General features: G+C 34.1%; 22 protein-coding genes and 3 pseudogenes. 7 read left to right on the plus strand and 18 right to left on the minus strand.

The window, feature by feature from the left end:
- Window positions 1–54 precede the first annotated feature (54 nt).
- The 4 genes from ycaC (at window position 55) to ACQVV1_RS26335 (ending at window position 3,970) form a co-directional block, all read left to right on the plus strand.
- Window positions 55–699, plus strand: coding sequence for an isochorismate family cysteine hydrolase YcaC (gene ycaC / locus ACQVV1_RS26320; RefSeq protein WP_000131219.1), 645 nt, complete (start codon window positions 55–57; stop codon window positions 697–699).
- Window positions 700–886: 187 nt separating this feature from the next.
- Window positions 887–1,531, plus strand: coding sequence for a hydrolase (locus ACQVV1_RS26325; protein WP_000067162.1), 645 nt, complete (start codon window positions 887–889; stop codon window positions 1,529–1,531).
- Window positions 1,528–2,121 carry an antibiotic biosynthesis monooxygenase gene (locus ACQVV1_RS26330; protein WP_242252648.1) on the plus strand — a complete coding sequence of 198 codons (594 nt, stop codon included), beginning with the start codon at window positions 1,528–1,530 and terminating at the stop codon, window positions 2,119–2,121. Before ACQVV1_RS26325 ends, ACQVV1_RS26330 begins: the two co-directional genes overlap by 4 nt.
- Before the next feature lie 13 nt (window positions 2,122–2,134).
- Complete coding sequence (locus tag ACQVV1_RS26335) at window positions 2,135–3,970, plus strand: amidohydrolase (protein ID WP_242252646.1); 1,836 nt, start codon at window positions 2,135–2,137, stop codon at window positions 3,968–3,970.
- A gap of 317 nt (window positions 3,971–4,287) precedes the next feature.
- Here ACQVV1_RS26335 and ACQVV1_RS26340 read toward each other — a convergent pair whose 3' ends face one another.
- From ACQVV1_RS26340 to ACQVV1_RS26365, 6 genes and pseudogenes are all read right to left on the minus strand, one after another.
- The gene (locus ACQVV1_RS26340; protein WP_063224972.1) at window positions 4,288–5,166 is read right to left on the minus strand and encodes a LysR family transcriptional regulator; all 879 of its coding nucleotides are present in this window, start codon (window positions 5,164–5,166) and stop codon (window positions 4,288–4,290) included.
- A 218-nt stretch (window positions 5,167–5,384) separates the two neighbouring features.
- Window positions 5,385–5,859, minus strand: a pseudogene (locus ACQVV1_RS26345) (MarR family winged helix-turn-helix transcriptional regulator).
- Window positions 5,860–6,287: 428 nt separating this feature from the next.
- On the minus strand, window positions 6,288–7,238 hold the full coding sequence (locus ACQVV1_RS26350) for a magnesium transporter CorA family protein (RefSeq protein WP_242252643.1): 951 nt from the start codon (window positions 7,236–7,238) through the stop codon (window positions 6,288–6,290).
- Between the two features lie 305 nt (window positions 7,239–7,543).
- Window positions 7,544–8,569 (minus strand): ParM/StbA family protein, encoded by a 1,026-nt coding sequence (locus ACQVV1_RS26355; RefSeq protein WP_242252642.1) that lies wholly within the window; start codon window positions 8,567–8,569, stop codon window positions 7,544–7,546.
- Between the two features lie 35 nt (window positions 8,570–8,604).
- Entirely contained in the window at window positions 8,605–9,006 is a 402-nt protein-coding gene (locus ACQVV1_RS26360; RefSeq protein WP_063224968.1) for a hypothetical protein, read from the minus strand.
- A 121-nt stretch (window positions 9,007–9,127) separates the two neighbouring features.
- Window positions 9,128–9,514, minus strand: a complete 387-nt coding sequence (locus ACQVV1_RS26365) for a YflT domain-containing protein (RefSeq protein WP_242252641.1) — start codon at window positions 9,512–9,514, stop codon at window positions 9,128–9,130.
- 177 nt (window positions 9,515–9,691) lie between these two features.
- Here ACQVV1_RS26365 and ACQVV1_RS26370 point away from each other — a divergent pair, with 177 nt between their 5' ends.
- Complete coding sequence (locus tag ACQVV1_RS26370; protein ID WP_375296223.1) at window positions 9,692–9,781, plus strand: acyl dehydratase; 90 nt, start codon at window positions 9,692–9,694, stop codon at window positions 9,779–9,781.
- 120 nt (window positions 9,782–9,901) lie between these two features.
- Here ACQVV1_RS26370 and ACQVV1_RS26375 read toward each other — a convergent pair.
- Both ACQVV1_RS26375 and ACQVV1_RS26380 read right to left on the minus strand, forming a co-directional pair.
- Window positions 9,902–10,201: pseudogene (locus ACQVV1_RS26375) on the minus strand (alpha/beta hydrolase); the annotation flags it as partial.
- Window positions 10,202–10,315: 114 nt separating this feature from the next.
- A complete protein-coding gene (locus ACQVV1_RS26380) occupies window positions 10,316–10,654 on the minus strand; it encodes a hypothetical protein (protein WP_336376715.1) in 339 nt (112 codons plus the stop codon).
- A 304-nt stretch (window positions 10,655–10,958) separates the two neighbouring features.
- Here ACQVV1_RS26380 and ACQVV1_RS26385 point away from each other — a divergent pair, with 304 nt between their 5' ends.
- Entirely contained in the window at window positions 10,959–11,324 is a 366-nt protein-coding gene (locus ACQVV1_RS26385; protein ID WP_309259050.1) for a YxeA family protein, read from the plus strand.
- A 103-nt stretch (window positions 11,325–11,427) separates the two neighbouring features.
- Here the strand turns inward: ACQVV1_RS26385 and ACQVV1_RS26390 are convergent, their stop codons facing one another.
- The 8 genes and pseudogenes from ACQVV1_RS26390 to ACQVV1_RS26425 form a co-directional block, all read right to left on the minus strand.
- Window positions 11,428–12,138, minus strand: coding sequence for an alpha/beta hydrolase (locus ACQVV1_RS26390; RefSeq protein ID WP_242256760.1), 711 nt, complete (start codon window positions 12,136–12,138; stop codon window positions 11,428–11,430).
- Window positions 12,139–12,241: 103 nt separating this feature from the next.
- Complete coding sequence (locus ACQVV1_RS26395) at window positions 12,242–12,697, minus strand: TspO/MBR family protein (RefSeq protein WP_242256758.1); 456 nt, start codon at window positions 12,695–12,697, stop codon at window positions 12,242–12,244.
- Between the two features lie 112 nt (window positions 12,698–12,809).
- Window positions 12,810–14,240, minus strand: a complete 1,431-nt coding sequence (locus tag ACQVV1_RS26400) for a cryptochrome/photolyase family protein (RefSeq protein WP_431169722.1) — start codon at window positions 14,238–14,240, stop codon at window positions 12,810–12,812.
- A gap of 85 nt (window positions 14,241–14,325) precedes the next feature.
- Window positions 14,326–14,838 (minus strand): carbonic anhydrase, encoded by a 513-nt coding sequence (locus tag ACQVV1_RS26405; protein WP_431169723.1) that lies wholly within the window; start codon window positions 14,836–14,838, stop codon window positions 14,326–14,328.
- Window positions 14,839–14,917: 79 nt separating this feature from the next.
- A complete protein-coding gene (locus ACQVV1_RS26410; protein WP_242256754.1) occupies window positions 14,918–17,542 on the minus strand; it encodes a DUF2309 domain-containing protein in 2,625 nt (874 codons plus the stop codon).
- The gene (locus tag ACQVV1_RS26415) at window positions 17,542–19,074 is read right to left on the minus strand and encodes an NADH dehydrogenase subunit 5 (protein WP_431169724.1); all 1,533 of its coding nucleotides are present in this window, start codon (window positions 19,072–19,074) and stop codon (window positions 17,542–17,544) included. Before ACQVV1_RS26415 ends, ACQVV1_RS26410 begins: the two co-directional genes overlap by 1 nt.
- Window positions 19,075–19,718: 644 nt before the next feature.
- The gene (locus ACQVV1_RS26420; protein WP_000798162.1) at window positions 19,719–20,081 is read right to left on the minus strand and encodes a Na-translocating system protein MpsC family protein; all 363 of its coding nucleotides are present in this window, start codon (window positions 20,079–20,081) and stop codon (window positions 19,719–19,721) included.
- Window positions 20,082–20,447: 366 nt separating this feature from the next.
- Window positions 20,448–20,564: pseudogene (locus tag ACQVV1_RS26425) on the minus strand (polysaccharide deacetylase family protein); the annotation flags it as partial.
- Window positions 20,565–20,661: 97 nt separating this feature from the next.
- On the opposite strand from ACQVV1_RS26425, the gene satA reads away from it, so the two are divergent.
- Window positions 20,662–21,225: a streptothricin N-acetyltransferase SatA gene (gene satA / locus ACQVV1_RS26430; RefSeq protein WP_242256747.1), complete on the plus strand. Its 564-nt coding sequence runs from the start codon at window positions 20,662–20,664 to the stop codon at window positions 21,223–21,225.
- A 98-nt stretch (window positions 21,226–21,323) separates the two neighbouring features.
- Here the strand turns inward: satA and menA are convergent, their stop codons facing one another.
- The gene (gene menA / locus ACQVV1_RS26435) at window positions 21,324–22,235 is read right to left on the minus strand and encodes a 1,4-dihydroxy-2-naphthoate polyprenyltransferase (protein WP_242256746.1); all 912 of its coding nucleotides are present in this window, start codon (window positions 22,233–22,235) and stop codon (window positions 21,324–21,326) included.
- Window positions 22,236–22,487: 252 nt separating this feature from the next.
- Window positions 22,488–23,483: a CgeB family protein gene (locus ACQVV1_RS26440; RefSeq protein ID WP_242256744.1), complete on the minus strand. Its 996-nt coding sequence runs from the start codon at window positions 23,481–23,483 to the stop codon at window positions 22,488–22,490.
- Window positions 23,484–23,833 lie beyond the last annotated feature (350 nt).

Raw genomic sequence — 23,833 nt, forward strand, 5'->3', positions numbered from 1 at the left:
ATATTCTACTGTTTAAACTTTCTTCGATTACTTAATTTTTAGGAGGAATACATAATGACTGATCTCTATTCTCGTATTAACAAAGATGATGCTGTCGTTCTTTTAGTAGATCATCAAACTGGTCTTATGTCCGGACTAGTACGTGACTATGGTGTTGATGAATTTAAGAACAATGTTTTAGCTCTTGCTCACACTGCTAAGTTTTTTGATTTACCAGTTATTTTAACAACTAGCTTTGAAAACGGACCTAACGGACCTTTAATGCAAGAATTGGTTGATCTCTTTCCTCACGCACAAAAAATAGCTCGACCTGGACAAATTAATGCATGGGATAATGATGATTTTGTAAAAGCAATCGAAGAAACTGGAAAAAAACAACTTATCATCGCGGGCGTAGTTACGGACGTTTGTGTTGCTTTCCCGGCACTTTCCGCTATAAAAGCTGGATATGAAGTATTTGCTGTTACTGATGCTTCAGGAACTTTCAGCAAACAAGTTGCAGATGCTGCCAATACGCGTATGGCACATAATGGCGTACAACTTATGAACTGGTTTAGCGTAGCTTGCGAATTACAACGCGATTGGCGAAACGATGTTGAAGGTTTTGGCAATTTACTTGCTAGTAATCTTCCAGGTTATCAAAATATAATTGGAAGCTATTTAGGAGCTCAACGAGATCTTAGTAAACAAAATGTATAAATGTATTCCAAAGAAATAGCTTTAAATCACTTTTTTTAAAGTGGATAGTATAAATGTAGTGCTGATTAAATCAGCACTACATTTTAAATTAAAAAGTATAGCAGAGCTTTTATTTTTATGATTACAACTTCAATTAACAAAAAACAAATTGCTTTCAAAAAAACAATTAAAAAAGGAGCGTTTTATTATGAGTAATTTAGAATTGTTAAATCCGGAGAACAGTGCCTTAATTTTGATTGATTTTCAACCTCAAATGACTTTTGGAGTTGCAAGTATTGATAGACAAACATTGATTAATAACGTTATGCTGCTTGCTAAATCAGCAAAAACTTTTAACGTACCTACTATTCTTACTACAGTTGAGACACGCAGCTTTTCTGGTTATTTTTGGCCGCAAATTCTTGACATATTCCCAAACCATGAAATTATAGAACGCAGTTCAATGAACTCTTGGGAAGATCCAAAATTTGTTGAAGCGGTTAAAGCAACCGGTAGAAAGAAATTAATATTTGCAGCACTTTGGACTGAAGTTTGCCTTGCATTCCCTGTGCTTGAAGCAATTAAAGCTGGCTATGAGGTATATGCAGTTGATGATGCTTCAGGTGGTACTAGTTTGACAGCACATAACGCTGCTATGCGTCGTGTAGAACAAGCTGGTGCAATTCCAGTAACAGCAATTCAAGTTTTACTTGAATACCAACGTGACTGGGCACACAAAGATACTTATGATGCTGTAATGGAGATTGTAAAGGAACACACTGGCGCTTATGGTCAAGGTGTAGAATACGCATATACCATGGTGCATGGCGCGCTTCCAAGCAGGAAAATATGAAACAAGAAGGAGTAGCTGTCGAAGAGACTTATACAGGGAACACGATGGATACTGCTGATCCAGTAACAACGATTGTTACATGGGAAATTCAACAAGGTAAAGAAAAACAGTTTGAAACATGGAGACATGAAATCGAAGCTGCCGCTACTAAATTCCCAGGGCATTTAGGCGTAAACCTAATAGTCCCAAATAACGAATTCAGAGAGTATACTGTTATTTTTCGCTTTGATACATATGAGCATCTACGTGCTTGGCAAGAATCAGATGTTCGCCGAGATTTGTTAAAAACGGCAGAGCAATTTCAAGTTACTAATCCAACTTACAAAACTGAAAGCAGTTTGGCTTATTGGTTTGTTACTCCGAAAACACCAGTTCCACCGCCAAAATGGAAAATGTCTATTGTTACCCTTCTGGGTGTATGGCCTCTTAGCATGTTAGTTCCTAAATTGATAGGACCTATTATAAAACATATGAATCCTATTATGTCCGCTTTTTTTGTTTCTGTATGTATAGTGTCCTTGCTATCATGGGTAGTTATGCCGATTTTCGGTAAATTATTTCATCCATGGTTACAAAAAAATAGGAAGTAAACGAGGTGTAAATATGAATTTACCGGATATGATCTTATATAACGGAAAAATTACTACCCTTGATCCCTCTCAACCAGAGGTATCTGCTATCGCCATAACTGATGGTTTAATAACTGCAGTAGGTGGAGATGAGCTTCTTGATAGTGCCACAGAAAAAACAAAAAAAATAGACCTTAAAAGAAAGAGAGCTATTCCAGGCCTGAATGACTCTCATATACACGTTATTCGTGGCGGTCTTCATTATAATATGGAATTACGATGGGAAGGTGTGCCTTCAATTACCATTGCTCTCGAAATGCTCAAAGAACAGGCAAGGCGTACACCTGCTCCTCAGTGGGTAAGAGTAGTTGGAGGTTGGTCTGAATTTCAATTTAAAGAGAGACGGATGCCAACTTTGGAAGAGATTAATGCTGTTTCTGAAGACACACCTGTCTTTGTGCTACATCTTTACGATAGAGCACTTGTAAATCGTGCAGGGCTGCGTGCACTGGGATACACAAAAGATACCCCAGACCCTTCAGGTTGTTTAATTGAGCGGGATAAACGAGGTAATCCAACGGGCCTTTTAATTGCCAATCCTAACGCTTCTATTCTTTATTCAAGTTTGGGTAAAGCTCCAATACTTAATTTTGACGACCAGATTAACTCAACTCGCCATTTTATGCGCGAATTAAATAGATTAGGTATTACAAGTGCCATTGACGCAGGTGGTGGTTTCCAAAATTATCCTGATGACTACAAAGTTGTTGAACATTTAGCCGAGAAGGAACAATTAACTTTGCGTATTGCTTATAATCTATTTACACAAAATCCAAATCATGAATATGAAGACTTTGCTTCATGGGCAAAAATTGTTTCTCCAGGTCAAGGAAATGATAAGTATAAAATGAATGGTGCCGGAGAAATGTTAGTATTCTCGGCAGCCGATTTTGAAAAATTTCAAATGCCACAGCCCGAACTAGCTACGATGATGGAAGCTGACTTAAAGAAAGTAATTTCTCTATTGGTAGAAAACCGTTGGCCATTCCGTTTACATGCAACTTATGACGAGTCAATCACACGATTCTTAAATGTATTTGAGGAAGTCAACAAAGAAATTCCTTTTAATGGTCTACGATGGTGGTTTGACCATGCAGAAACAATCTCAGATCGTAGTATGGAACGTGTTAAGGCTTTAAATGGTGGTATCGCCATCCAAGGCCGCATGGCTTTTCAAGGTGAATACTTTGTTGATTTATACGGAAAGGAAGCTGCAAAGCGTACTCCCCCAATTTACCGTATGTTAGACCTAGGTATACCTGTTGGCGCTGGTAGTGATGCAACCAGGGTTTCCAGCTATAACCCTTGGGTCGCTCTTTACTGGATGGTTGCCGGAAAAACCATTGGTGGTCTTTCGATATACGATGAAAAAAATAAACTTGATAGAAAAGTAGCCCTGGAATTATATTCAAAAGGAAGTGCTTGGTTCTCTGGTGATGAAGGTAAAAAGGGAACCCTTTCAGTAGGTCAGTTTGCTGATATTGCTGTATTGTCTGCTGACTACTTTACTGTGCCAGAAGAAGAAATCAAGAACCTTGAATCATTACTCACCATTATGGGTGGGCAGGTTGTTTATGGAAATGATGAATTTAAAAGTTTATCACCTGAATTGCCGCCAGCATCACCTGATTGGTCACCGACGGGAGTTTATGGTTATGGTGGTGCTAACCTAGCCCACACTATACTTTCTCACGATGCCCATGATCACAAGTTACATAGTTGCAGTAACCCTCTCCATCAACACACTCATACCGTAATAGGAAAAGATGGAACTAAATGGGGTATTGGTTGTACTTGCTTTGCTTTCTAAGTCAAAACCACCGGTATAATGCCGGTGGTTTTCTTTATGCAATAAGGATACGTAAAAAGAAATAGCAATATATCCCTAATGGAATCTATTACTATGCGATAAGACCGAAGAGTTAATTGATTAACTTGACTTGTTTTTAACAGCCTTATCTCCTTGCAAAGTCTGCCCTTTTCCCTTAAATAAAAGTCCATGGTATTCCCTTTTGAAGTGACTACACCACACATATAAATCTACTTGCCCTTTGACTGTAATTTAGGTCTTCTCCCAAGAATTATGTATCATGTTTAATTCTCACACTATAATCATTATTATTTTTATTATACTAATACTTTTTCAGGATTATTTAACTTCTGCATAAAGATACGTGCTGCAAAACTTAAAAATTTATCATCAAAGTGAATAAGATTAATATCTTGACTTGGTGTTGGGTCAATAATACGAACTATGCTCAAAGTATCATTATTAACAAAGTTAACCAGTGAAAGAGGTATTATGGCAACCCCATGTCCATTGTATACAAGGCTCAATAGAGAAATAGAAGATTTTGTTTCTATATTTGCTTCAGATAAAGATAACCCTAAACTCTCACAATATATTTTAATAGATTCACGACAACTACATGAAACCATTATTCTACTCAGTCCTACTAATTCTCGAAAAGAAACAAATGATGTTTCATTCAAAGGATGATTTTTTGGAATGACAAGGACAAGCTCTTCGCTATACAAAAGGGTGCTTGTTAATGTATCTGGAATTTGAGCACTACGCGTGATGCCTATATCAATATTTTTATCAACGATTTGATTTACAGCAACTTCAGATTCTATAATTTTTACTACGATGTTAGGATAATGTTGTTGAAACTTCATAATATAAGGTGTTAAATAAGTGAGATCCTCTAATAAACCTCCTATAGTAATTACACCTCTTTTTACCCCCTTTAATTCAAAAATTTCATTATAAACGTCATCAAATTGTTGCATGATAAATTTTCCTTTATCAAATAGCAGCTTACCCGCTTCTGTCATTTTGATACCTCTTCCAACTCGATGAAACAAGGGTGTATCAAGTTCACCTTCTAACACACGGATTTGTTGGCTTAAAGTCGGCTGTGAAATACCTAGAACTTCCGCAGCTTTAGTAAAACTATTATTATTACAAACTTGAATAAAATACTCTAAATGACGTAATTCCATTCTTGATACCCACTCTCCGCTTTATGAAAGATTTATAATGAAAAGGACGATATGTATACGTTAACATAACAACTTTATTCCCTACTGTACTAATTGAAATTATATGATTTATTCATTTTGTATTATAATACATTTACTACCACTTATTAATTTTTCCTCCTATTTATTTAATTTATATTTAATTAGGATATTACTAATCAGAAATAGCCTCTACAAACTTACAATTTCTGTGCGTAATATCCTAACTTTTTCAACTGTTTCATTATCATTTTTTCTCAATATAGTCCAAACTACCAAATATTTGCCGAATCCCCTCTTTATGCTGAGGAAAAATAGTATCCACCAATTCAATACCTTCTGAAGTAATTGACGCATACGTGACACGGCGGTCTTTAGGACATGGTTTTCACCTCTTCTTTTCCAACCTATCCACTACATACGTGATACTACTACTTGCAAGTAATATTTTGTCCCCAATTTTTTTATAGGCTGATCGGCTTTACTGTATAATAGCTCAAGCACTGCAAATTCAGTTGGATTAAGTCCATAAATTTTTATATCCTTTTCAATACGTTTAGTGATTGACTGTAATTCCTTTGATAATATAACAAATAACTTTAAAGATAGACTCTCATCGTTAATCACCCTCGTAATTACCAATCCTTTACAACTTATCTTGAATTCGAGATTCATTATATTATCGTCAAAATATTATGTCAATCATTCATTTTAGCTTTATCAAGCCACTTATAATTTATTTCTCAACATAAGACATATGGAATTAGAAGAAAACAATTGTTACTATATAAGTATCTCAATTACGTTATTTCTTTTAAATAGAGCTTGTTTTCTAACACAAGTTCTCTTTTGTCGTATTCTAAATTGAATCCGGACAAATTTCAGATAATGAGTCTGCCCATGTATATGATATAGTTTTTAAACAAAGATTAGAGCTCTCCTACAAGAAGGAGAGCTCTAATCTTTCATATAAATATTCACCATTTTTATCATTGCGAGGACATCAAAACTTTAACTTAATGGGGATATGATACTACCTCAATTAATAAATATTACTAACCCTATATCTAGATTAATATCTATCATATTTTTTATAAACAGGATTAATTGGATTTAAAAAAAGATTTCTTTTTCTTTACTCGTAATAAATCACCTGTCCATCCTTTGAATCGCATATACATATACATACCTCCTGTTGTGAAAATAATAAATAAGAGAGCAATTAAATAGCTATATTTCCATTCTAGTTCAGGCATATATTTAAAATTCATCCCCCACAATGCTCCTAAGGCCGTCAAAGGCGTACTTACAGCAGTTAATACAGTAAGAGCTTTCATAATTTCATTTCCACGATGAGAAGAGACAACTTCTTGTAAATGAATCATCGTGTCTAATTCTTCTTGGTACTCTTTAACAAGTTGTAATCCACGCTCTAATTTCAAGTATGTTTGTTTATAACAAAGAGTCTTTGTTATATTTTCTAACCAAGCTTCCTCTATGCCTTGTAACACTTCTTGTATTAAGCGAAACACATGTGTGTTCATAAATAATTCATGACGAATATGATAAATTTTTTCTAAAACTGCTATGTTATTATGATGATAAAAATCCCATAATACATTTCTGAAATTGTTTTCGAAATAGTCAACCTTTCGCAAATAGTGAGATATAAACATTGACAAGATAGCACATAATCCTTCAGCGGAACTATTACAATTTTTTGTACCCATAGGGAAAGTATGTATTAATTTTTGGAAATCCTCTTCCTCTTTTTCTTGGACCGTTATCAGTATTCCATGAGCTACGAAATAATGAAGAAATTTTTGAATTTTGGCGTCCTTTTTATCTTGATCATATAAAAACGAACCATATACACAAGTTTGACTTAGTGATAACGTATAAACATATAATCCATTTTCACAAGGAGAACTTATTTTCTTTACAAATTGAGAGAAATAAGATGTTACATCACGAGGGATTATAGAAGAAAGTTTTTCAAGCTCACTAGTTTTCACATGATACCAACTCCATTTTGGCATTTTTATGCATTCCATATTATTCTTCCTTTCTGAATAGTTTTATGTTTGATCGAATAATATTCTTAATATGAAATTTGTATGTAGGTATTCATGTCTTGGAGGAAAAGTTTTTAGATCAACTAGATTACACAATAAATGGCATAGGAGGTCTTATTCTATTAAAAGGAAGACCCCCTATATATTAGCTATTTTTATTCTCAAATTTAAACATTTCCTCTATACAAGCACTTTTTATCTTTTCTTATAAAGAATTTATTATATATGGAAAAGAAGCTACATAATTTGGCACGTCTATTCAACGAACTCTATTTCGGTCGTTATTATAATTTAGATTCATATACAGATTGATTGGTGATATCGTCAAATACTTGACTTCCAATAATGTAGTATCCATGAAGTGCAGCCTCTTTCGAAGCGTCTACCATACGGAAAGAAGAAATTTCACCTTGTATTTTTTCAATTCGTTTTTTGTGGAGATCTACTATTCCTCCTGTCCAAATAATAGTATCATACTGCTCTAACTTAAATTGTTCTTGTAATACACGCATGACGTCTTGGAAGTGTGCATCCAACTCTTTTTGAATCAAAGTATCAACCTGACTTGTCTGAGGATTTTCTTCTCGATCTCCATATCCTTTTTCTAATATGTTTGGCATGTCGTTAATATGCAAGTGATTACTTTCACCCGCATGATTCTGCACGATATTCTTAATATTTTTCAAAGGCTTGCTACATCCTAGTTCTGTCTCATAATGATTTAAAATGACATTCTGTTTCATATCTGTCATTTCTAATGTACGAAATCCACCGTCAATAATTAAGATGCGATCTCGTTCCTGAATGATTCCCTCTTTTAAGAAATAGGCATGTAAAGCGACCGGTTGCTGAAGAATCAAAGCATTTTCCACTGTAATATTAATAAATTTCCCATCAATTTGCACGGAAGTTTCTTTTTTTAGTGCACGTTGTAATTGTTCATGCTGACTACCAAAACAAGTAACGGGAAGCCCGGTAACAACTAAAGGTAACACGACATTTTCTTTATAATCCTTTGCAATGCAACCAAATATTTGTTGTTTAAACTGTTCGCTTTCATAATAATTTTCTATTTCTTCGTCAAATGGAGGAAGAAATGAAGCGTCAGATTGATGTGCTTCATTTCCCATGTAGTATGCAAAGTCTAAGTCTATAAAACTTACCTTTGTTAAATCTTCACTTTCAGCATGATTAGGTACAGGGGCTAGTGTGGAAGCTTCACTCTTAATCGTTACCTCAGAATCTACATCCTGTCGATATGCCCGCTTAGTAAAACCAATTCCTACATCAATTGCATACAGAGATTTCATACTTTTTTCCTCACTTTCTCTTTTTAGAATTAAATCTAAGCACTCTCTTCTTTCCCTTCTTTCCTATATTTCTTTTCATTTTTCGTTTTTTCTCCGTCTATGTCCTTACTATTTTCATTTATTTCGTTATCCTTTTCATCTTTTTTCTTTTTGTTATTTTCGTTTTCTGTTAAATCTTTAATAGTAGAAATGACAACCGGTGTGGCTGTAAGCAGTTGTGGTAATGTTTGTTTTGCAACATTAGCTGCAGTTACAGAGAATTGTTTACTTGTCTCAGTTACCTTCTCTAATGTTTCCTTTATGTTTCCTTCTTGTAGTTTGTCTTTTATGCTTTTTCCTTTTGTTTGTATAGCATTTCGATTTTCTTTTTTTAATAGGGAGACCATGACTCCGGTTGTAATCCCAATCACAGCATATTTAAATATTGTATGTTTCATTTTCTCACCCTTCTCTACTTTATTTTCTTCAATGCTACAATCTAAAATGTAGTCTATTTCAATTTTTTCTTAAAATAGGAAGTTAGCATTATCTTACCTATTTATCAGATGTTGCAATCTATTAAAGAGAATGATAGTTTTGTGGCTGCCTATCACTCGCCGTTGGTGTTTCAGCTGTTACTAGGAGTAAAATTCTCCCTTGATCTAATTTTTCTTCATATAAGTTAGCTTCCTCCTTCGACAACCCCATTTCCTCCATTTGATTTCGGAGTTCGTCCCCTTTTTTGGAGAAAAAGTTGATAATACTTGTGCCCAATCCTTGTTCTTTTACTCCAATCGTATTTGTGTTTGTATCATCCGCAATCTTTTTTGTTAGATGTTTTTCATGTGCTAAGACATAAATGTCATCTTGGCGAATCCCTTGCAATTCTAGCTCTTTTACTTTCATAACTACTTCCTGTTCATTTTGATATTCATGAACCACCGGTTTTCTTTCATTCTTATGCATGGTATTTTTCCTCCTTTAGATTTTTTATTTAGTTGTTATGTAATATGTAATACACCTATTTTAAAGATGTTAAACCTAAATTTTCAAAAAACTTTACACAATAGGTTATTAATGTTTTTGAATATCAAAGAGATGTCATGAGAACTTTGCTTTGATAAAAGTGTTACAAATAACGATTTGTTTGGAAGGCAAGCCTCTTATTTTATAGAAAAATTCTATTTAGAAAAAATTACAAAAGGAGTACAAGATACTTTTTTCGTTAATTAAATCGAAAGAAAAATAAAAAAAACACTCCTTTTCAAAGAGTGCTTTTAAAAAACATATAACCTAATAACAATGTTTCTATTTTGATTACAGAAAGAAAGTCTTTATTAAAACATATGGTTGCTAATTTAATTGCAATCTTCCTTGCACCCAAGCAACAATATCATTTATAACATACTCAGGGATATTAGCAGAATTATAATATTCATCCGGTTTACTTATTTCTCCATAACCTTCTGTAAATAAGGGATTTAACTTTGGATATAGTCGATAATCAATGTTATCTCGTTCTTTTAATTGTTCTTTCCAAAGAGGGATTTCGATTTTCGATTGAACTTGATAGTCTCTTTCTCCTTGAATAATAAAAAGCGGTGTCTTTTGTTCTTTTGACATTTCCCCTGCTTTAATTTTATGGATAGAATCCTTATTTCACAGGATTTTTTTGCTGTTTTCACTATATCCTTACTATACAAATGAAATATACAACGATACTAAATATACAAACTTTGCATAAAAAAATGATTTTATAGTATCTTTTTAATATCCGTGTCCACCATGTCCACCTTGCCAACCACCGTGTCCACCCGGCCAACCACCATGTCCACCTTGCCAGCCACCATGTCCGCCTTGCCAACCACCATGTCCACCTTGCCAACCACCATGTCCACCTTGCCAACCACCGTGTCCGCCCGGCCAACCACCGTGTCCACCTTGCCAACCACCGTGTCCACCTTGCCAACCACCGTGTCCGCCTTGCCAACCACCGTGTCCGCCTTGCCAACCACCGTGTCCGCCTTGCCAACCACCGTGTCCACCCGGCCAACCACCGTGTCCGCCTTGCCACCAGCCTGCATAGCCTTGTCTCTGTGAGTTCATTCCTTCGCATCCCTTCTTATTAAAAATTCAAATACTGTAACTGGGTATTCTCTAAATATAATTATGTATCCCCAAAATAAATGTCTCCGCAAACATCTCGATTATTGGTAAAGTAATTATCTAATAAAAAAACATTTATTATTGCAAATCTAAGCTCATAACACGATTTGCACAAGAGAATAACCATACAATGTTATCCCTCCTTTAAAAACCTATTTAAGAAAAACTTAAGAAATTCACTTCTAAATTCATAAGAATTTTTTTCTATACTGAATCATGTAAATGAACAAAAGGAGAAACAATCATGAAGAAATTTATACTTTGCATAATAGGAATAGGCCTTCTTATATACTTACTCCCCTTCATGTTACGCGGGGATCTAGACATATTAAATCCACTTGCTGAAGAAAAAAATGTATATGCCGTTGCGGAAGGATATGGTGTTCCGGATTACCATACGAACGGTAGAGCTATGTACTCGTTAAAAGGCATTGATGAATCTGGAAATGAAGAAGAGTATACAGTAGGAACGAATACTCCTAATGATTTCATAAGAAAAACTTACTTGAGAATTCATGTGAAAGGTAGGTATGTTTACTCGTACGAGGCTATTTCTGAAAAGGATATTCCGGAGAAAATAAGGAAGCAATTAGAGGTAGAAATTAAATAAAGGAGCCTACTCTTATTGAGCTGGCTCTTGATTACCTCTCCAACCTACCATTAAGATATCTTGAGGAAGGAGAATTCTTTCGATCAATTTATTACATTCATTATCACTGTTTTAATAGCCATTCTTCCATTACTTTCACTGTTTCATCTCGTTGTGCTTTTGCCGTAATTAAACTCGCATTATCACCCTTTTGCTCACCGTACATGCCAAAATGAGCATGGTTTCCGCCTTTTATCATGTGCATAGTTGTATTCTTTGACATGAACTTTTTATTGTTCTCTATTTTTTCTACAGTTGCTAACGCATCTACTTCTCCATAAATAGATAACATCGGAATCGATTTCTTAGAGAAATCATCTGCGGGATAAGAGCCTAAGAAAATGATTCCGCCTACTTTTTCTTCATGTTGAAAGGCATACTTAGAAATCATAGCTCCGCCCATTGAATGCCCTGCAACATACCATTTTTGAACTTCAGGATACTGTTCAATTACACTGTCTACTTCATTGATTCCAAGTATCGCTAGATTTAATGGTAACTTAGGCATTACTACAAAATGTCCATCTCTTGCAAGAGCTTCTCCTAAATAACTATAAGCCTCGGCTTCTACTTTAGCTCCTTGATAAAAAATAACCCCTATTTTTACATCTTTCTCTCCAAAAACTATATGATCTTCATCTTTTTTATCATCCACTAACGACATAGCCTCTTTCGTTGGTTTGTATGTAAACTGAGACCAAGTTAAAAAAGTAATACTTCCTATAATTAAAATACCTAGTAAAGAGTACAGCGTAATTTTTATCCATTTCTTCACAAAGGTGACCTCCCTAAGATATATATATTCTATATTTTAGATTATCATTAATACACATAAAAACTCGAGCATTTTTATTATGCTCAAGTTTTTATTTACGTCTTTAATTTATACTATAAATGGTCCAAGCTAAATATGTAGCAAATGTAGCCCATACAAAATATGGAATTAGCAACCATGTCGATACTTTAGATAAATTGGAAGAAAATAAAATGAGAAGTAGCGTAGTAATAGCGACTAGTAAACAATCTACGGTTGCTAAAAATAAATTTTTTTCACTGAATTGAAAGTAGCTGAATGCTTGATTACATATGTAATTTAAAAAGAATATAAACCAAAATGTTTTTGGCTTACATCCATATTTGTTGTAAATAATTGCAACTGATAATGCAATGAGTCCATATAATATAGCCCAAATCATTCCGATTATCATGCCAGAAGGTGTCCAAGACGGCTTTTCTAGCGCATCGTACCACATACGATCAATAGGAAATAAAATACTAGAAACATAAAACAAACCATACGTTAGTAAGAACACTATAATACTAGATTTTTTCATAAACATTCTCCTTTTTCAATAGAAGGTTTTAGAAACTTTATATGATTAGTATGTCCTTGTAATGGATAAATTTCTAATATTTATATTTTAAATACATATTGTTTAATCTATTTTATACGAATTCTTTCATACTTTTATATGCACAAAGTGCTCTCTCTCTGGCTGCCTTATGATCCACGACTAGCAAAGGATATGTATGACCAAGCTGTATATTGGCCTTTTGTAAAATATGCTCAGGTGCTTCCCACGGTTTATGTATATATTTATTAGGCATATCTTTTAATTCTGGTACCCATTTTCTTATATACTCTCCGTTTTTATCAAACTTTTCTCCTTGTGTGATCGGATTAAAAATACGAAAGTATGGTGATGCATCCGCTCCACTTCCAGCAACCCATTGCCACCCCATTGTATTATTTGCAATATCAGCATCTAATAGTGTATCCATAAACCATTTTGCTCCTTCTTGCCACGGAATTAACAAATGCTTTACAAGAAAAGAGGCTACAGCCATTCTTGTGCGATTATGCATAAAACCTGTTTGCCACAGTTCCCTCATTCCTGCATCAATAAACGGATAACCAGTTTCACCTTTCTGCCATACTCTTAATAACTCCTCTTCATTATTCCACGGAAAATGTTCAAAGCTCTTATTAAGAGGTTTATATGCTGTAAACGGATAATGATATAGCAAATAATAAGAAAACTCTCGCCAAATTAATTGACGTATAAAACTATTTACTTGTTTTTCAAAAAGACTACATTGGCTTTCGATACTTTTATTTATTAAGTAATGATATATTAGCTTTGCTGATATTTGACCGAATGAAAGATAAGGTGCCAACATCGAATGAACATTTTGATTTGGAAAATCTCTTCTTTCACTATAAGAGGCCAGTTTGCTAGAGCAAAATTTCTTAAATGTTTTGTATGCCCCTTCTTCTGTAGGCTCCCATATTGATTCAATATGAGATGTCCACGGTATAGTCGGCAGCAAGTGTAATTCTGAAACAGATAAGCTTGCTGGTAGAGAGCTTCCCCCTTTTATACTCTGCACTTTACTAATAGGCTTAGATATTACCTGCTTTTGAAATGCATTGTAAAAAGGCGTAAACACCTTATATTCAGTGTTATCTTTCTTTTTAATAACCCAAGGCTCTAATAATAAATGTGAATTAAATTCCTTACAGATCATACCTTTATCTTCTAACATCATTTTCATTTTTTGATTAGATTGTAATCTGTCCGGATCATAACAAATATTCCAATATACAGCCGTTATACCTAACTGTTCTACGAGAGAAAGTATTTCTTCTTGCGTACTTCCTTTACGAATGATTAAAGTAGAACCCAATACATCAAGTTGTTTTTTTACATCTATTATTGCATGGTGTAACCACCACTTTGACGCACTTCCCATTGAAAAAGTTTCGTCATGTACATATACCGGAACAACCTCACCGGACTGAGCAGCCTCAAATAGAGCTGGGTTATCATATAAACGAAAATCTTTTTGAAACATAACGATAATTTTATTTTGCATGGCTACCCCTTCTGATTCTTAAAACATAATAAATTTTATTATATAACAGCAATTCATACATAAGAATTTATTTGTCCTTAATAAATTAGTTAACTTTTTCAACTATTTTATTAGTAGGAATTTTAATAACCGTTTCTTTTCCACCTGTTTTATCAATCTTGAAACCATAAACTTTAACATCCGACGGTACTAATGGATGATGACGAATCATGTCTATACTCTTCTCAATATTTTCACTAACATTTTCTTTTCCGCTTAGCCATTCATCAAGGCTACCACTTGAAAATTCAGGCATACAATTTTCAAAGAGATAGTCTAGTTCCCTGTTATTTTTTATGGAATCACGTTGAATTTGTAGATTAACTGCATCAGTTTCTTTATCCTCTATTCCGATAATAAAAATTTCTTCAACATTTTCTTGATAAATAGCAATAATAATAGACCTCATTATATCTCCAAAAGGATGTACAATTACAGAATCGCAGCTGTGTATAGTCAACATATTTTCTCGTTGAATGTTAGTTACTTGTTGTATGATAGGCTCTATTCCGTGTTCAATGTCTGTTAACAATAAAACCTTTTTATTCTTTGCATTCATATATAGCACTCCTTCTTCATGATTGTATTTATGAAACTTTTAAGCTAGTAACAATAGTTGATGATTCATTACATGATTGTTACCAGTTTTTCCAACGTCCCTCTGGATCAACACTTGCAAGTCTAACCCACCCATTTTGAACTTTTTCTCGAAATGTGAAATTACTATTTAGCAAACGTTCTATAAATGTAATAGGCGCTTGAATTACAATTAGTAAACGAAGTGGTGAATGATACGTCTCACTATCTGACTGCATAACGGATTGCCAAGGTAAGCCTGGCAACAAATCACTTGCATTTCCTTGCATAACACCGAGACCTGCTGTTACGGTTTGGGTTGTTTTGTTTCCACTACCATAATAATGAGGAGCTACAGTTGAAGCGTAATATTGTAGATTTATCCATTGAGCTACTGTTCCTGGTCCTGCAATAATGTTAGCTAATATATCGCCACTTTCATCCTGTTTCCAATCATAATTATGAAGGAAAGCCCTACCTTCTAAGTCACAATCCTGAGTCAATTCACGCTGCCCGATAATAAAAGATGCATTACGGGCTAATCCCCATTCCGGACGTATTTCACTCCAATCTTCTGCAAACCGGTGTGCTTCTTTACTCGGATTTTTTATTTTCGTTTTAAAATTAGGTAATTGCATTAAACGCTCTCTATTTGCATGTTGGCTCACATTTGGCATAATCGACTCAATACAATCAAATGCTTCTTGCGCAATTTCCGAAAGTTCCGGGACATAAATCCATTCCAATTCATCCACTGTTGTTTTATGCTCAGCTGCTGCAAAAATGGTATCCTCAGGAATTTTAATACCTTCAACAGACAACGCCTCTCTTACCTCTGGAAGATTGCATAAAGTAGCAAAAACTCTTGCATTGAATCCACCTGCTGCTCCGCCACAAGCACCACACTCAAGCGCTGCAGCATAAGGATTGTTCGTACTTTGACTACTGTGGCCGCACATTACAACTAAAGGCGCGAACTTTTCTGTCAGTCCCACCATTTTTAAAGCTTGACGCACATAGTTCACTTTTTCTTCTTTCGTAAAACCGATCGGTATTTCACATTTCGTGTCATGAACATGATTAAGCGAGAAAGTTGTATTAGGCTTTTGCAACATATTTTTACGAAGGTTACGAATTAAGCCACCTACTCTTCTTGGCACAAAACTCCTTGTCAACATCTGTAAACCAAGTAAAGGACCACTTACCTCAGGTAGTAACATACTTGTCAGTACGTTCTGTTTCATCGTTTTAAATGTATAACGTACCGAACTTCCTACCATCTTACGTTGCTCATAAGATTTAAATTCATTTTCATCTGTTAGCTCTTTTATTTGATGTTTCGGTTTTAATATAACTGGCAAAGAAGGATGGCTGTCATTACTGCCCAGTTCACTAGTCGCAATTGGTAACCCAAAGAAACCAGCTATTCCAAACGTTTCGAACGGACCTAATTTTTCTAGGTGGCGACGAAACGGTTCTGAACGTACATCAATACAAAATGCTAATTGAGCTAATACACGCTTTTTATCATTAGTTGCACGTTGTTTAGCAGCAATCTTCTCCCTTAATTGCTCTGCATGCGTCTGTTCCCAAGCTTCCAGCCAAAGTTTCTTGCGAGTATTTTCATCAAAGCGATAAGCAAATGCTAATAATTCACTTTGTTCAGCTGCAGACATTTGTGACCATTCCCGGGTTGAAATATTCCCCCAATAGATCCAAGAAGCTATAAGTGGAGCAACCGAAACCTTTTTCTCAACCTTTTGATTTTTTAAAGGTAAATAAGTTTTTACAATGGCTAGCTCCATAGAAATTCGAACTGCTAAATATTCTATGAGAAGTTCCTGTTCCTCAATTGATTGTTGGGAGCGCCATAGTATCATTCCTGCCCATCCAGGTAAAGAAAGTAAGTGCCCTTCAAGGTAAGCTTGCATGTTAGATTCAGAAATTCCTAGTTCAGATAATGCTTTTGTTAAAGCTACATTGGCATCTTGTGGCCAATCTATTAAAACTTTACGTTCATTTTTACTGAGCGCTGGATCAAATTTAATAAGGTGTTGCCATGCACGATAAAAACCTTTCTCTCGATTTGGCATCGTCCAACTTGCCCCGGCGTCATCAAGATATAATTTACACCATTTAATAATATGATAATTAAGAATATCAGATAGGTTGTCACCATTTTGATTCTCTATAAGCGAGCTTATTGGTTGCAAAGAAGAGTCTTTCATACTCCCTGTATTTACATAACGTATTTCTTCTGCTAATTTATTTAATTCTGGCGATGATAATAGACTAGAAGGTAATCTTTCTAACTTTAAAGCTTCTTGGCAAAAACGCTCCGCTGTCTCTCGCGGAATATGAAAAGATTGTGAATCAAGCCAACGAGACAAGCCAATTTGTAAAAATGATTCCTCAATCTCACCTTTCGCCTTTGCCGAATGAATTATGGAGGCACTAGGATAAATATCCACATTACGAGCTTCTTTTAACCAATTTGCAACTTGTTCAAATGATTGCTTTTCAAGTCCCATCCAAGGGTGATGAGCTGCAAATGTAGAGATAGGCCAAAGTGGTGCAATAACTCGGCTAGCAAATACAACTAAATCATTTATATTATTTTCTTGTAGATCAATGTTTGTATCTTTCTTTTTTAAAGTCTCTTTCCTTAATATTGACGGTATGCTCATCACGAATTACCTCCCTTTGATACATAATATTTCAGATAGCTTGGATGACTTTCTACTGACTTTCGTCTCGCCTCACCTACTCGAACTAACCAAAGATAAAGTACAGCGAATAAAGTAGAAGATTGATTACGAGTAACGAAAGTACAAATAACACTACTAAATAGTAAGATACATATAACAAAGATAACGGCTGGAGCTGAAGGTTGAACACTTTGATACATGTCAGTATGCAACCATTTATAAAGAGAATTATGAACGGTAAAGTAAATGAGAGAAAGCCCAATCAAAACAATTAAGCCAGCAATTCGTCCCATTCTTCCCTCTCCAAAAACAACAAGCTGTTTCCATGAAAAGTATAATGACCAGCCTAAGATGATCGCACTAACTAATTGATACCCCTCTCCAGAAGTTATAAACCAGAAAGCAATTGCTATAAATAATCCTAAAATACGCCCGACTATCATCCATAAATTGGACATCTTTTCATTAGATTGCTTCACTACCTCAACACGTTGTACTGAGGAACCAGCTTGTAAAAACAGTGTGGCTTTAAATAAACCATGTAAAATTAAATGAATAACGGCTGCTAAATAAGCGCCTAATGCACATTGAATAAGCATAAATCCCATTTGTGCAATAGTGGAGCCTACTAGCTGACGTTTATAATCAACTTGAACTAAACTAATTCCTGTTCCTATTAAGACCGAAATACTAGAGAAAATAAGTAAAATGATTTGTGCAATATCATCATGAAAAAGAGGCGAAAATCTAGTTAACATGATACCGCCAGCATTTACTAAACCCGCATGCATAATAGCAGAAACAGGAGTTGGAGCAACAGCTGACTCAATTAACCATCTTTGAAAAGGCCATTGTGCTGCTGGAATCATCACAGCTAATATAATTAATAAATTGATTGCTGTTCTTTCTAATATTCCATGTTGCTCTAAATTTTCATTCGTTAAAACTGATGTTAACTGCCACTGTCCAGTTATTTGAAACAGCCAGATTATAGCTGATAGCAAGGCAATCCAACTTATTGCAAATAAATAACTAGAAATTTTTGTTGCTTCACTAACTACTTTCCATCCTTTATTTAGCCCTATGAGTAGAATCAATCCTATAAGAGTTGCTCCCCAACAAATAATCATGAAACGAAGGTCATCACTTAACCATGCAACCGAAGATACACCTGTAGTAAATGTAAAAAGTGCAAAGTATTTTCGATATGAGCGATCCCCCATTAAGTAACGTACAGAAAAGCGCTGAATAATTAAGCCAATTGTAAGAACAAAGAAAGCCATTAGCCAAGCTAATGTATCTAGATGCCAAGGCCCCACAACTCTATCTCCATTGTTATTAACAAGTGCGAGTAAAGAAACCAATGAAGGCAAAGCAGCGATACCAATATGGATATGAACAAAACGTAAAGGCATCCTTGCATTTAAAAACAATAATCCACTTAGCCAAGAAGCACTAAGCGCCATAAAAAATAATGTTAACAGTGTTGATGAACTCAGCGAAATTAACATGTAAAATACTCCCTTCCAAACGAAAATAACCTATAAAAATTCCTTTTAATTACGATAGTTTTTTAAATTTCAATTTTCATTCACTCTTTTTAGTGCATCGTTTTTTCCCATAAAAAAAACCGACAACTTCCATAATTCAATGATTTTATATCATCATTGAATTATGGAGATTGTCGGTTTCACTTCAACTAACTTCAATAAAGTTTTTTGAAGAGCTCCCATTTTATAGAGGATAATAATGTATGTATTACTCCTGTTAAAAAGAAAAGTATATTTCTGATCCCCTAGATTATGCAATCAATATATCAATTTATGTTATACGCTATCTTTCAATTAAGAAACTTTTTCATTTAGTCAATATTACATATTAAAAAAATGCTAAAGCCTTAATTATAGCAAACAGTTAAAATAAGCATCTATTAATTTTTAAAACAATTATAATATAAACCATATTAAGCAGTTTGTCAATTTATTTATCCATTTTTCGAATCAAAATTCATTATACATAAATAATTTTAAGTTTTCTTGTTTTCTAATCATTACCATGTTAATAATATACAACAAAGTACACAACTTGTAGGTTTCTTAATTATCTCACTGCATTTTTAGTGTATCTTCCACTACCCCTACAGTGGTTTTAATTTTTAAAATTTCTCCTCAAGATTATGGAACAATTTAAAAATCATTACTCGTTCACCAGTACGAGAGCTTATATCCGTATGAAAGCTTTTCACTTTTTCTCCAGTTAATTCTAGTATAATCTCTTTCAGATCTTCAATTCCAGATTCAACTAACTCCGAACGATTTTTCTTTATCGTTAGCATACCGTCTTTTGTTTCGCAAACAGTATATTCAGCCGGCGTTAAAATACCTTGTAAATTTACGATAATCATATCCCGTAATATATCTGTCTTAACAGATATAGACCCGCGTCCTAGGTAGTCCTTTTCCCAGTGAGTAATTGCTTTGCTTATCTCTGATTCAATAGAGCCTTTTGAGTTTTTCATCTATGTATCCTCCTTCAATAAAATGTAATTACATTTATAATTACAATAACAATATAATAATCTGGATTGATTTTATTTTCAATTGTTGAGAAGAATTTATAGGAATTGTTGCAAGGTATCCTTTAGTATCATAGTGCAATTTTCATATTACAATATAGATTTTCTCAATTATTCCAAACAAGATACTCTTACTATAAAGACTCTGTTGCATACATTTCTAAAAAGGACATTCCGGAGAAAATAAGAAAGCTCTTGTAACGTAATACATAAACGAAAGAGCCGATTTCTTTATAAAATAGTAAATCGACTTTTGTCTTAGTTATTGATTTAGTAATAAAAACACTTTTTAAAAGAAATAAGCTTATACTATAGTCGTTGATCTTTCTGGAAGTTTAAACAAAAATGACTCTCATCACTGTATATCCCAAATTCATACCCTTGCTCTTTATAAAATTTAATGCTTTCAGAAAGAGCTTGTAATGATAGCCTTACTATTGAAATTCTATTATAATTTTGTAATTGGAATGAATTCGGATGAAATAAAGAACCAGAAAAAATAATATGATTTGGAGGTATCACGATGAGCCTTTTAATTAGAGAGTTAGAAACAAATGATTTAGATAATTTCCCGGAGATTGATGACAGCTTTATAGTGAATGCTCGGTTAATGCTTTCTCTTTCAAAAGTAAATAGACGCATAGAATATACAGTAGAAGACGTTCCGAGTTATGAAAAAAGTTATTTACAAAAGCAAAATGAAAATGAGAATGAAGAACTAGCGTACAATGAATATATTAATAACCCTAATCAAGTAATTTACATAGCACTGTTACATAACCAAATCATTGGATTCATAATATTGAAAAAGAATTGGAATCACTATGCTTACATAGAAGATATAACAGTGGATAAAAAATATCGTACACTCGGAGTTGGTAAAAGATTAGTTGACCAAGCAAAGAAGTGGGTAAAAGAAGGCAATATGCCCGGTATCATGCTTGAAACGCAAAATAATAATGTCGCAGCATGTAAATTTTATGAAAAATGTGGATTTGTAATTGGTGGGTTTGATTTTCTTGTTTATAAAGGTTTGGATATTGAAAATGATGAAGTTGCAATTTATTGGTATTTGCATTTCAAATGAAAATGTTCTTAACGTTAAACAAAAGCAAAATAAAAACCCCAATCTCTCAATAGTAAAATTGAGAAATTGGGGTTAAGTCACTTAACAATATTTTTCATTTAAAACCAATAACTAATTAATAATCCTGCTGATAATAAGAAGCCGAAAATCGTATTTGTCATCGCTGTTGATTTCATGGCGATGCGCATATATCCGGGATCCTTTGCCCCTTTTTGGAAACTTTGAATGGCAGAGATTGGTTTTCGTAAACCTAGGAACATCACTAATGCCCAAGGACTTATATAACCCATCAATACAATTACAGCGATCCATAAATAAGCAATGAAAAAGGCTATAGCTAGTGTTACTATTGCTTTTTCTCTCCCAAGGAGGATTACTAATGTCTTTCTTCCACCTTTAATATCTTCTTCAATATCTCGGATGTTATTTGACATGTTGATTGCACCGACTAAAATTCCAATTGGAATGGAAATCAATACACTTTCAGTCGTTATCGTATTCGTTTGAATAAAGAAAGCAATGAGTACAAAACATGTCCCCATTAACAATCCAGAAACTAATTCTCCAAACGGAGTGTACGCAATTGGTAATGGACCACCTGTATATAAATAGCCAACCGCCATTCCAATTAAACCGATGACGACTAACCACCAGCTACTATTCATACAAATATAAACTCCAATAATTGCTGCTACTACATACAATAAAAGCGCAACTGTTAAAACATTTTTTGGTTTCAATCCATGACGGACAATTCCGCCACCGATGCCAACAGAATCAGCGGTATCTAATCCACGTTTGAAATCATAGTACTCATTAAATAAGTTCGTTGCAATTTGCAGTGCTAAACATGCAAGCATCATCGCAATAAATAAAAGCCAATCAATTTTGGCAACATAAAGTGATGCGACTGTCCCTAAAATTACAGGAGAAAACGTCGCCGTTAACGTATGCGGGCGCGTCATCTTCCATATTAATTTAGCGGAACTAATTTCTTTTTCTGTCCCCATAACTCTGTTCAATCTCCCTACATTTTAAGTATAAATTACTAGCAGTATCTTTCTATCTGTTTTCTGCTTCACATCCATTATAGCAAAAAATGAATTGGTGATAGAACTGTAATGCTTTTGCTTATCCCCTATCACTCTTTTTTATATGAACCAATTTAATACATCTTCAGCAATCTCTTCTGGTCTATTCCAGTGCATTAAATGCTTAATTTCATGTATACCGATGATAATTCATTTAAGTTAATGGTTAAACTACATCTTCATGCCCCTCAAATTAATATAGTTTAATAATTGTATGATTCGTTTATCATATGTGTGATATTTCAAAGTCCTATCCAGCCCCTTTTCAGCTATACGTTTTCTTTCTTGTACATGTTCCAAATAATACTCCGCTTTTTGTATAAACTCCGATGCACTATTAAAAGTTTCTATTTCAACACCTGGTATGTAATGCTTTGCTACATCTGGGCGTATATCAGTTAATTGAAAAGAACCTACGGCATTAATTTCAAACGTCCTATTATTTACTGAATATGCTTGGATATTTGCAGAGTTACAATTCAATTCCTGATCAATTAGTGAACGATGCAAATTTATATTGATTTTAGTAGATACGTAAAATTGTAACGCATCTTCATACTTTGCAAGTGGCAAGAGTTGTATTTTATCCTTTAACCTTTCATAATTCTTTAACTTCTCCCAACCGAACCCTACAATTTTTGTGTTTTTTTCTGCTAAATACTCTGAAATAGAATCAACAAAGTTAATTCTATTTTCAAATGCTGTGCCTATAAAACTAAGATCATACTTATATGTATCTTCTTTAAGAGAAGGTTTAAATACCTCGTGATTCGCTGCTAAAGGAAGATGAAACACATTCTTACATCCTATCGCCCTATAAAACTTGATACAATTTAAATCTTGCGTAAATATGTAATCATAATACGGAACAAGATTTTGTGTTACATCCGTATAATAAGGATCATCTGTTAGCCAAAGCCCAGTAGTAAACCCTGCCTTTTTTAAGAATGGCATAATATGATAAAATTCTTCACTTAAACCGCTTAGTACCAAAATAAAATCTGGTCTCATTTTTAACGCGGTTTTTATAGCTTTTTCCGGACTCACCATACTTGTATCGCTGTTTACCTTTTGTAAACTATTCAAAATTGCTGCTTCGATCATTGGATAATAAAAAGGAATTCCCGATTGAATAAATAAAATTTTCTTAGGAGTATTGCCTTTCATGTCATTTCCCCCTATTTCTACATAATCAAAGCGCACAAAAATTATCAGGCTTTATTCATTTTCGTGACATCTTACTTTACATGTATAAGCACCGTTTATGTCCATTATGTTGAACTTCCCTTATTTTATCGGCTGATGAAATTTTTGAAGGTGATGCTTCTTGTAACATTGTTTCCTCTTCTTTAGAAGCTGTCACAAAGGGAATAAAATTAGGGTATATTCAGCCAAATTATTAACCATAGAAAATGAATACATAAAAGAAAGAGCCTACTCGTATGATATGATCCCCTTATAGTAGACAGGAAAAAGAAAGCACATTAACCTGTTTACTATGGAGGGGATTTTTCTGT

Origin of the sequence: Bacillus basilensis (genome assembly GCF_050630465.1) — a bacterium.
GTDB classification, from domain to species: Bacteria; Bacillota; Bacilli; order Bacillales; family Bacillaceae_G; genus Bacillus_A; species Bacillus_A basilensis.

Coding starts and splice junctions, on each gene's coding strand:
- ACQVV1_RS26325 (WP_000067162.1), top strand. CDS start 887: ATGAGTAATTTAGAATTGTTAAATCCGGAGAACAGTGCCTTAATTTTG.
- ycaC (WP_000131219.1), top strand. CDS start 55: ATGACTGATCTCTATTCTCGTATTAACAAAGATGATGCTGTCGTTCTT.
- ACQVV1_RS26440 (WP_242256744.1), bottom strand. CDS start 23,483: ATGAAAGGCAATACTCCTAAGAAAATTTTATTTATTCAATCGGGAATT.
- ACQVV1_RS26335 (WP_242252646.1), top strand. CDS start 2,135: ATGAATTTACCGGATATGATCTTATATAACGGAAAAATTACTACCCTT.
- ACQVV1_RS26365 (WP_242252641.1), bottom strand. CDS start 9,514: ATGCATAAGAATGAAAGAAAACCGGTGGTTCATGAATATCAAAATGAA.
- ACQVV1_RS26410 (WP_242256754.1), bottom strand. CDS start 17,542: ATGAGCATACCGTCAATATTAAGGAAAGAGACTTTAAAAAAGAAAGAT.
- ACQVV1_RS26380 (WP_336376715.1), bottom strand. CDS start 10,654: ATGAACTCACAGAGACAAGGCTATGCAGGCTGGTGGCAAGGCGGACAC.
- ACQVV1_RS26330 (WP_242252648.1), top strand. CDS start 1,528: ATGAAACAAGAAGGAGTAGCTGTCGAAGAGACTTATACAGGGAACACG.
- ACQVV1_RS26420 (WP_000798162.1), bottom strand. CDS start 20,081: ATGAAAAACTCAAAAGGCTCTATTGAATCAGAGATAAGCAAAGCAATT.
- ACQVV1_RS26385 (WP_309259050.1), top strand. CDS start 10,959: ATGAAGAAATTTATACTTTGCATAATAGGAATAGGCCTTCTTATATAC.
- ACQVV1_RS26405 (WP_431169723.1), bottom strand. CDS start 14,838: ATGAATGCAAAGAATAAAAAGGTTTTATTGTTAACAGACATTGAACAC.
- satA (WP_242256747.1), top strand. CDS start 20,662: ATGAGCCTTTTAATTAGAGAGTTAGAAACAAATGATTTAGATAATTTC.
- ACQVV1_RS26395 (WP_242256758.1), bottom strand. CDS start 12,697: ATGAAAAAATCTAGTATTATAGTGTTCTTACTAACGTATGGTTTGTTT.
- ACQVV1_RS26415 (WP_431169724.1), bottom strand. CDS start 19,074: ATGTTAATTTCGCTGAGTTCATCAACACTGTTAACATTATTTTTTATG.
- ACQVV1_RS26350 (WP_242252643.1), bottom strand. CDS start 7,238: ATGGAATGCATAAAAATGCCAAAATGGAGTTGGTATCATGTGAAAACT.
- ACQVV1_RS26360 (WP_063224968.1), bottom strand. CDS start 9,006: ATGAAACATACAATATTTAAATATGCTGTGATTGGGATTACAACCGGA.
- ACQVV1_RS26340 (WP_063224972.1), bottom strand. CDS start 5,166: ATGGAATTACGTCATTTAGAGTATTTTATTCAAGTTTGTAATAATAAT.
- ACQVV1_RS26355 (WP_242252642.1), bottom strand. CDS start 8,569: ATGAAATCTCTGTATGCAATTGATGTAGGAATTGGTTTTACTAAGCGG.
- ACQVV1_RS26400 (WP_431169722.1), bottom strand. CDS start 14,240: ATGCAAAATAAAATTATCGTTATGTTTCAAAAAGATTTTCGTTTATAT.
- menA (WP_242256746.1), bottom strand. CDS start 22,235: ATGGGGACAGAAAAAGAAATTAGTTCCGCTAAATTAATATGGAAGATG.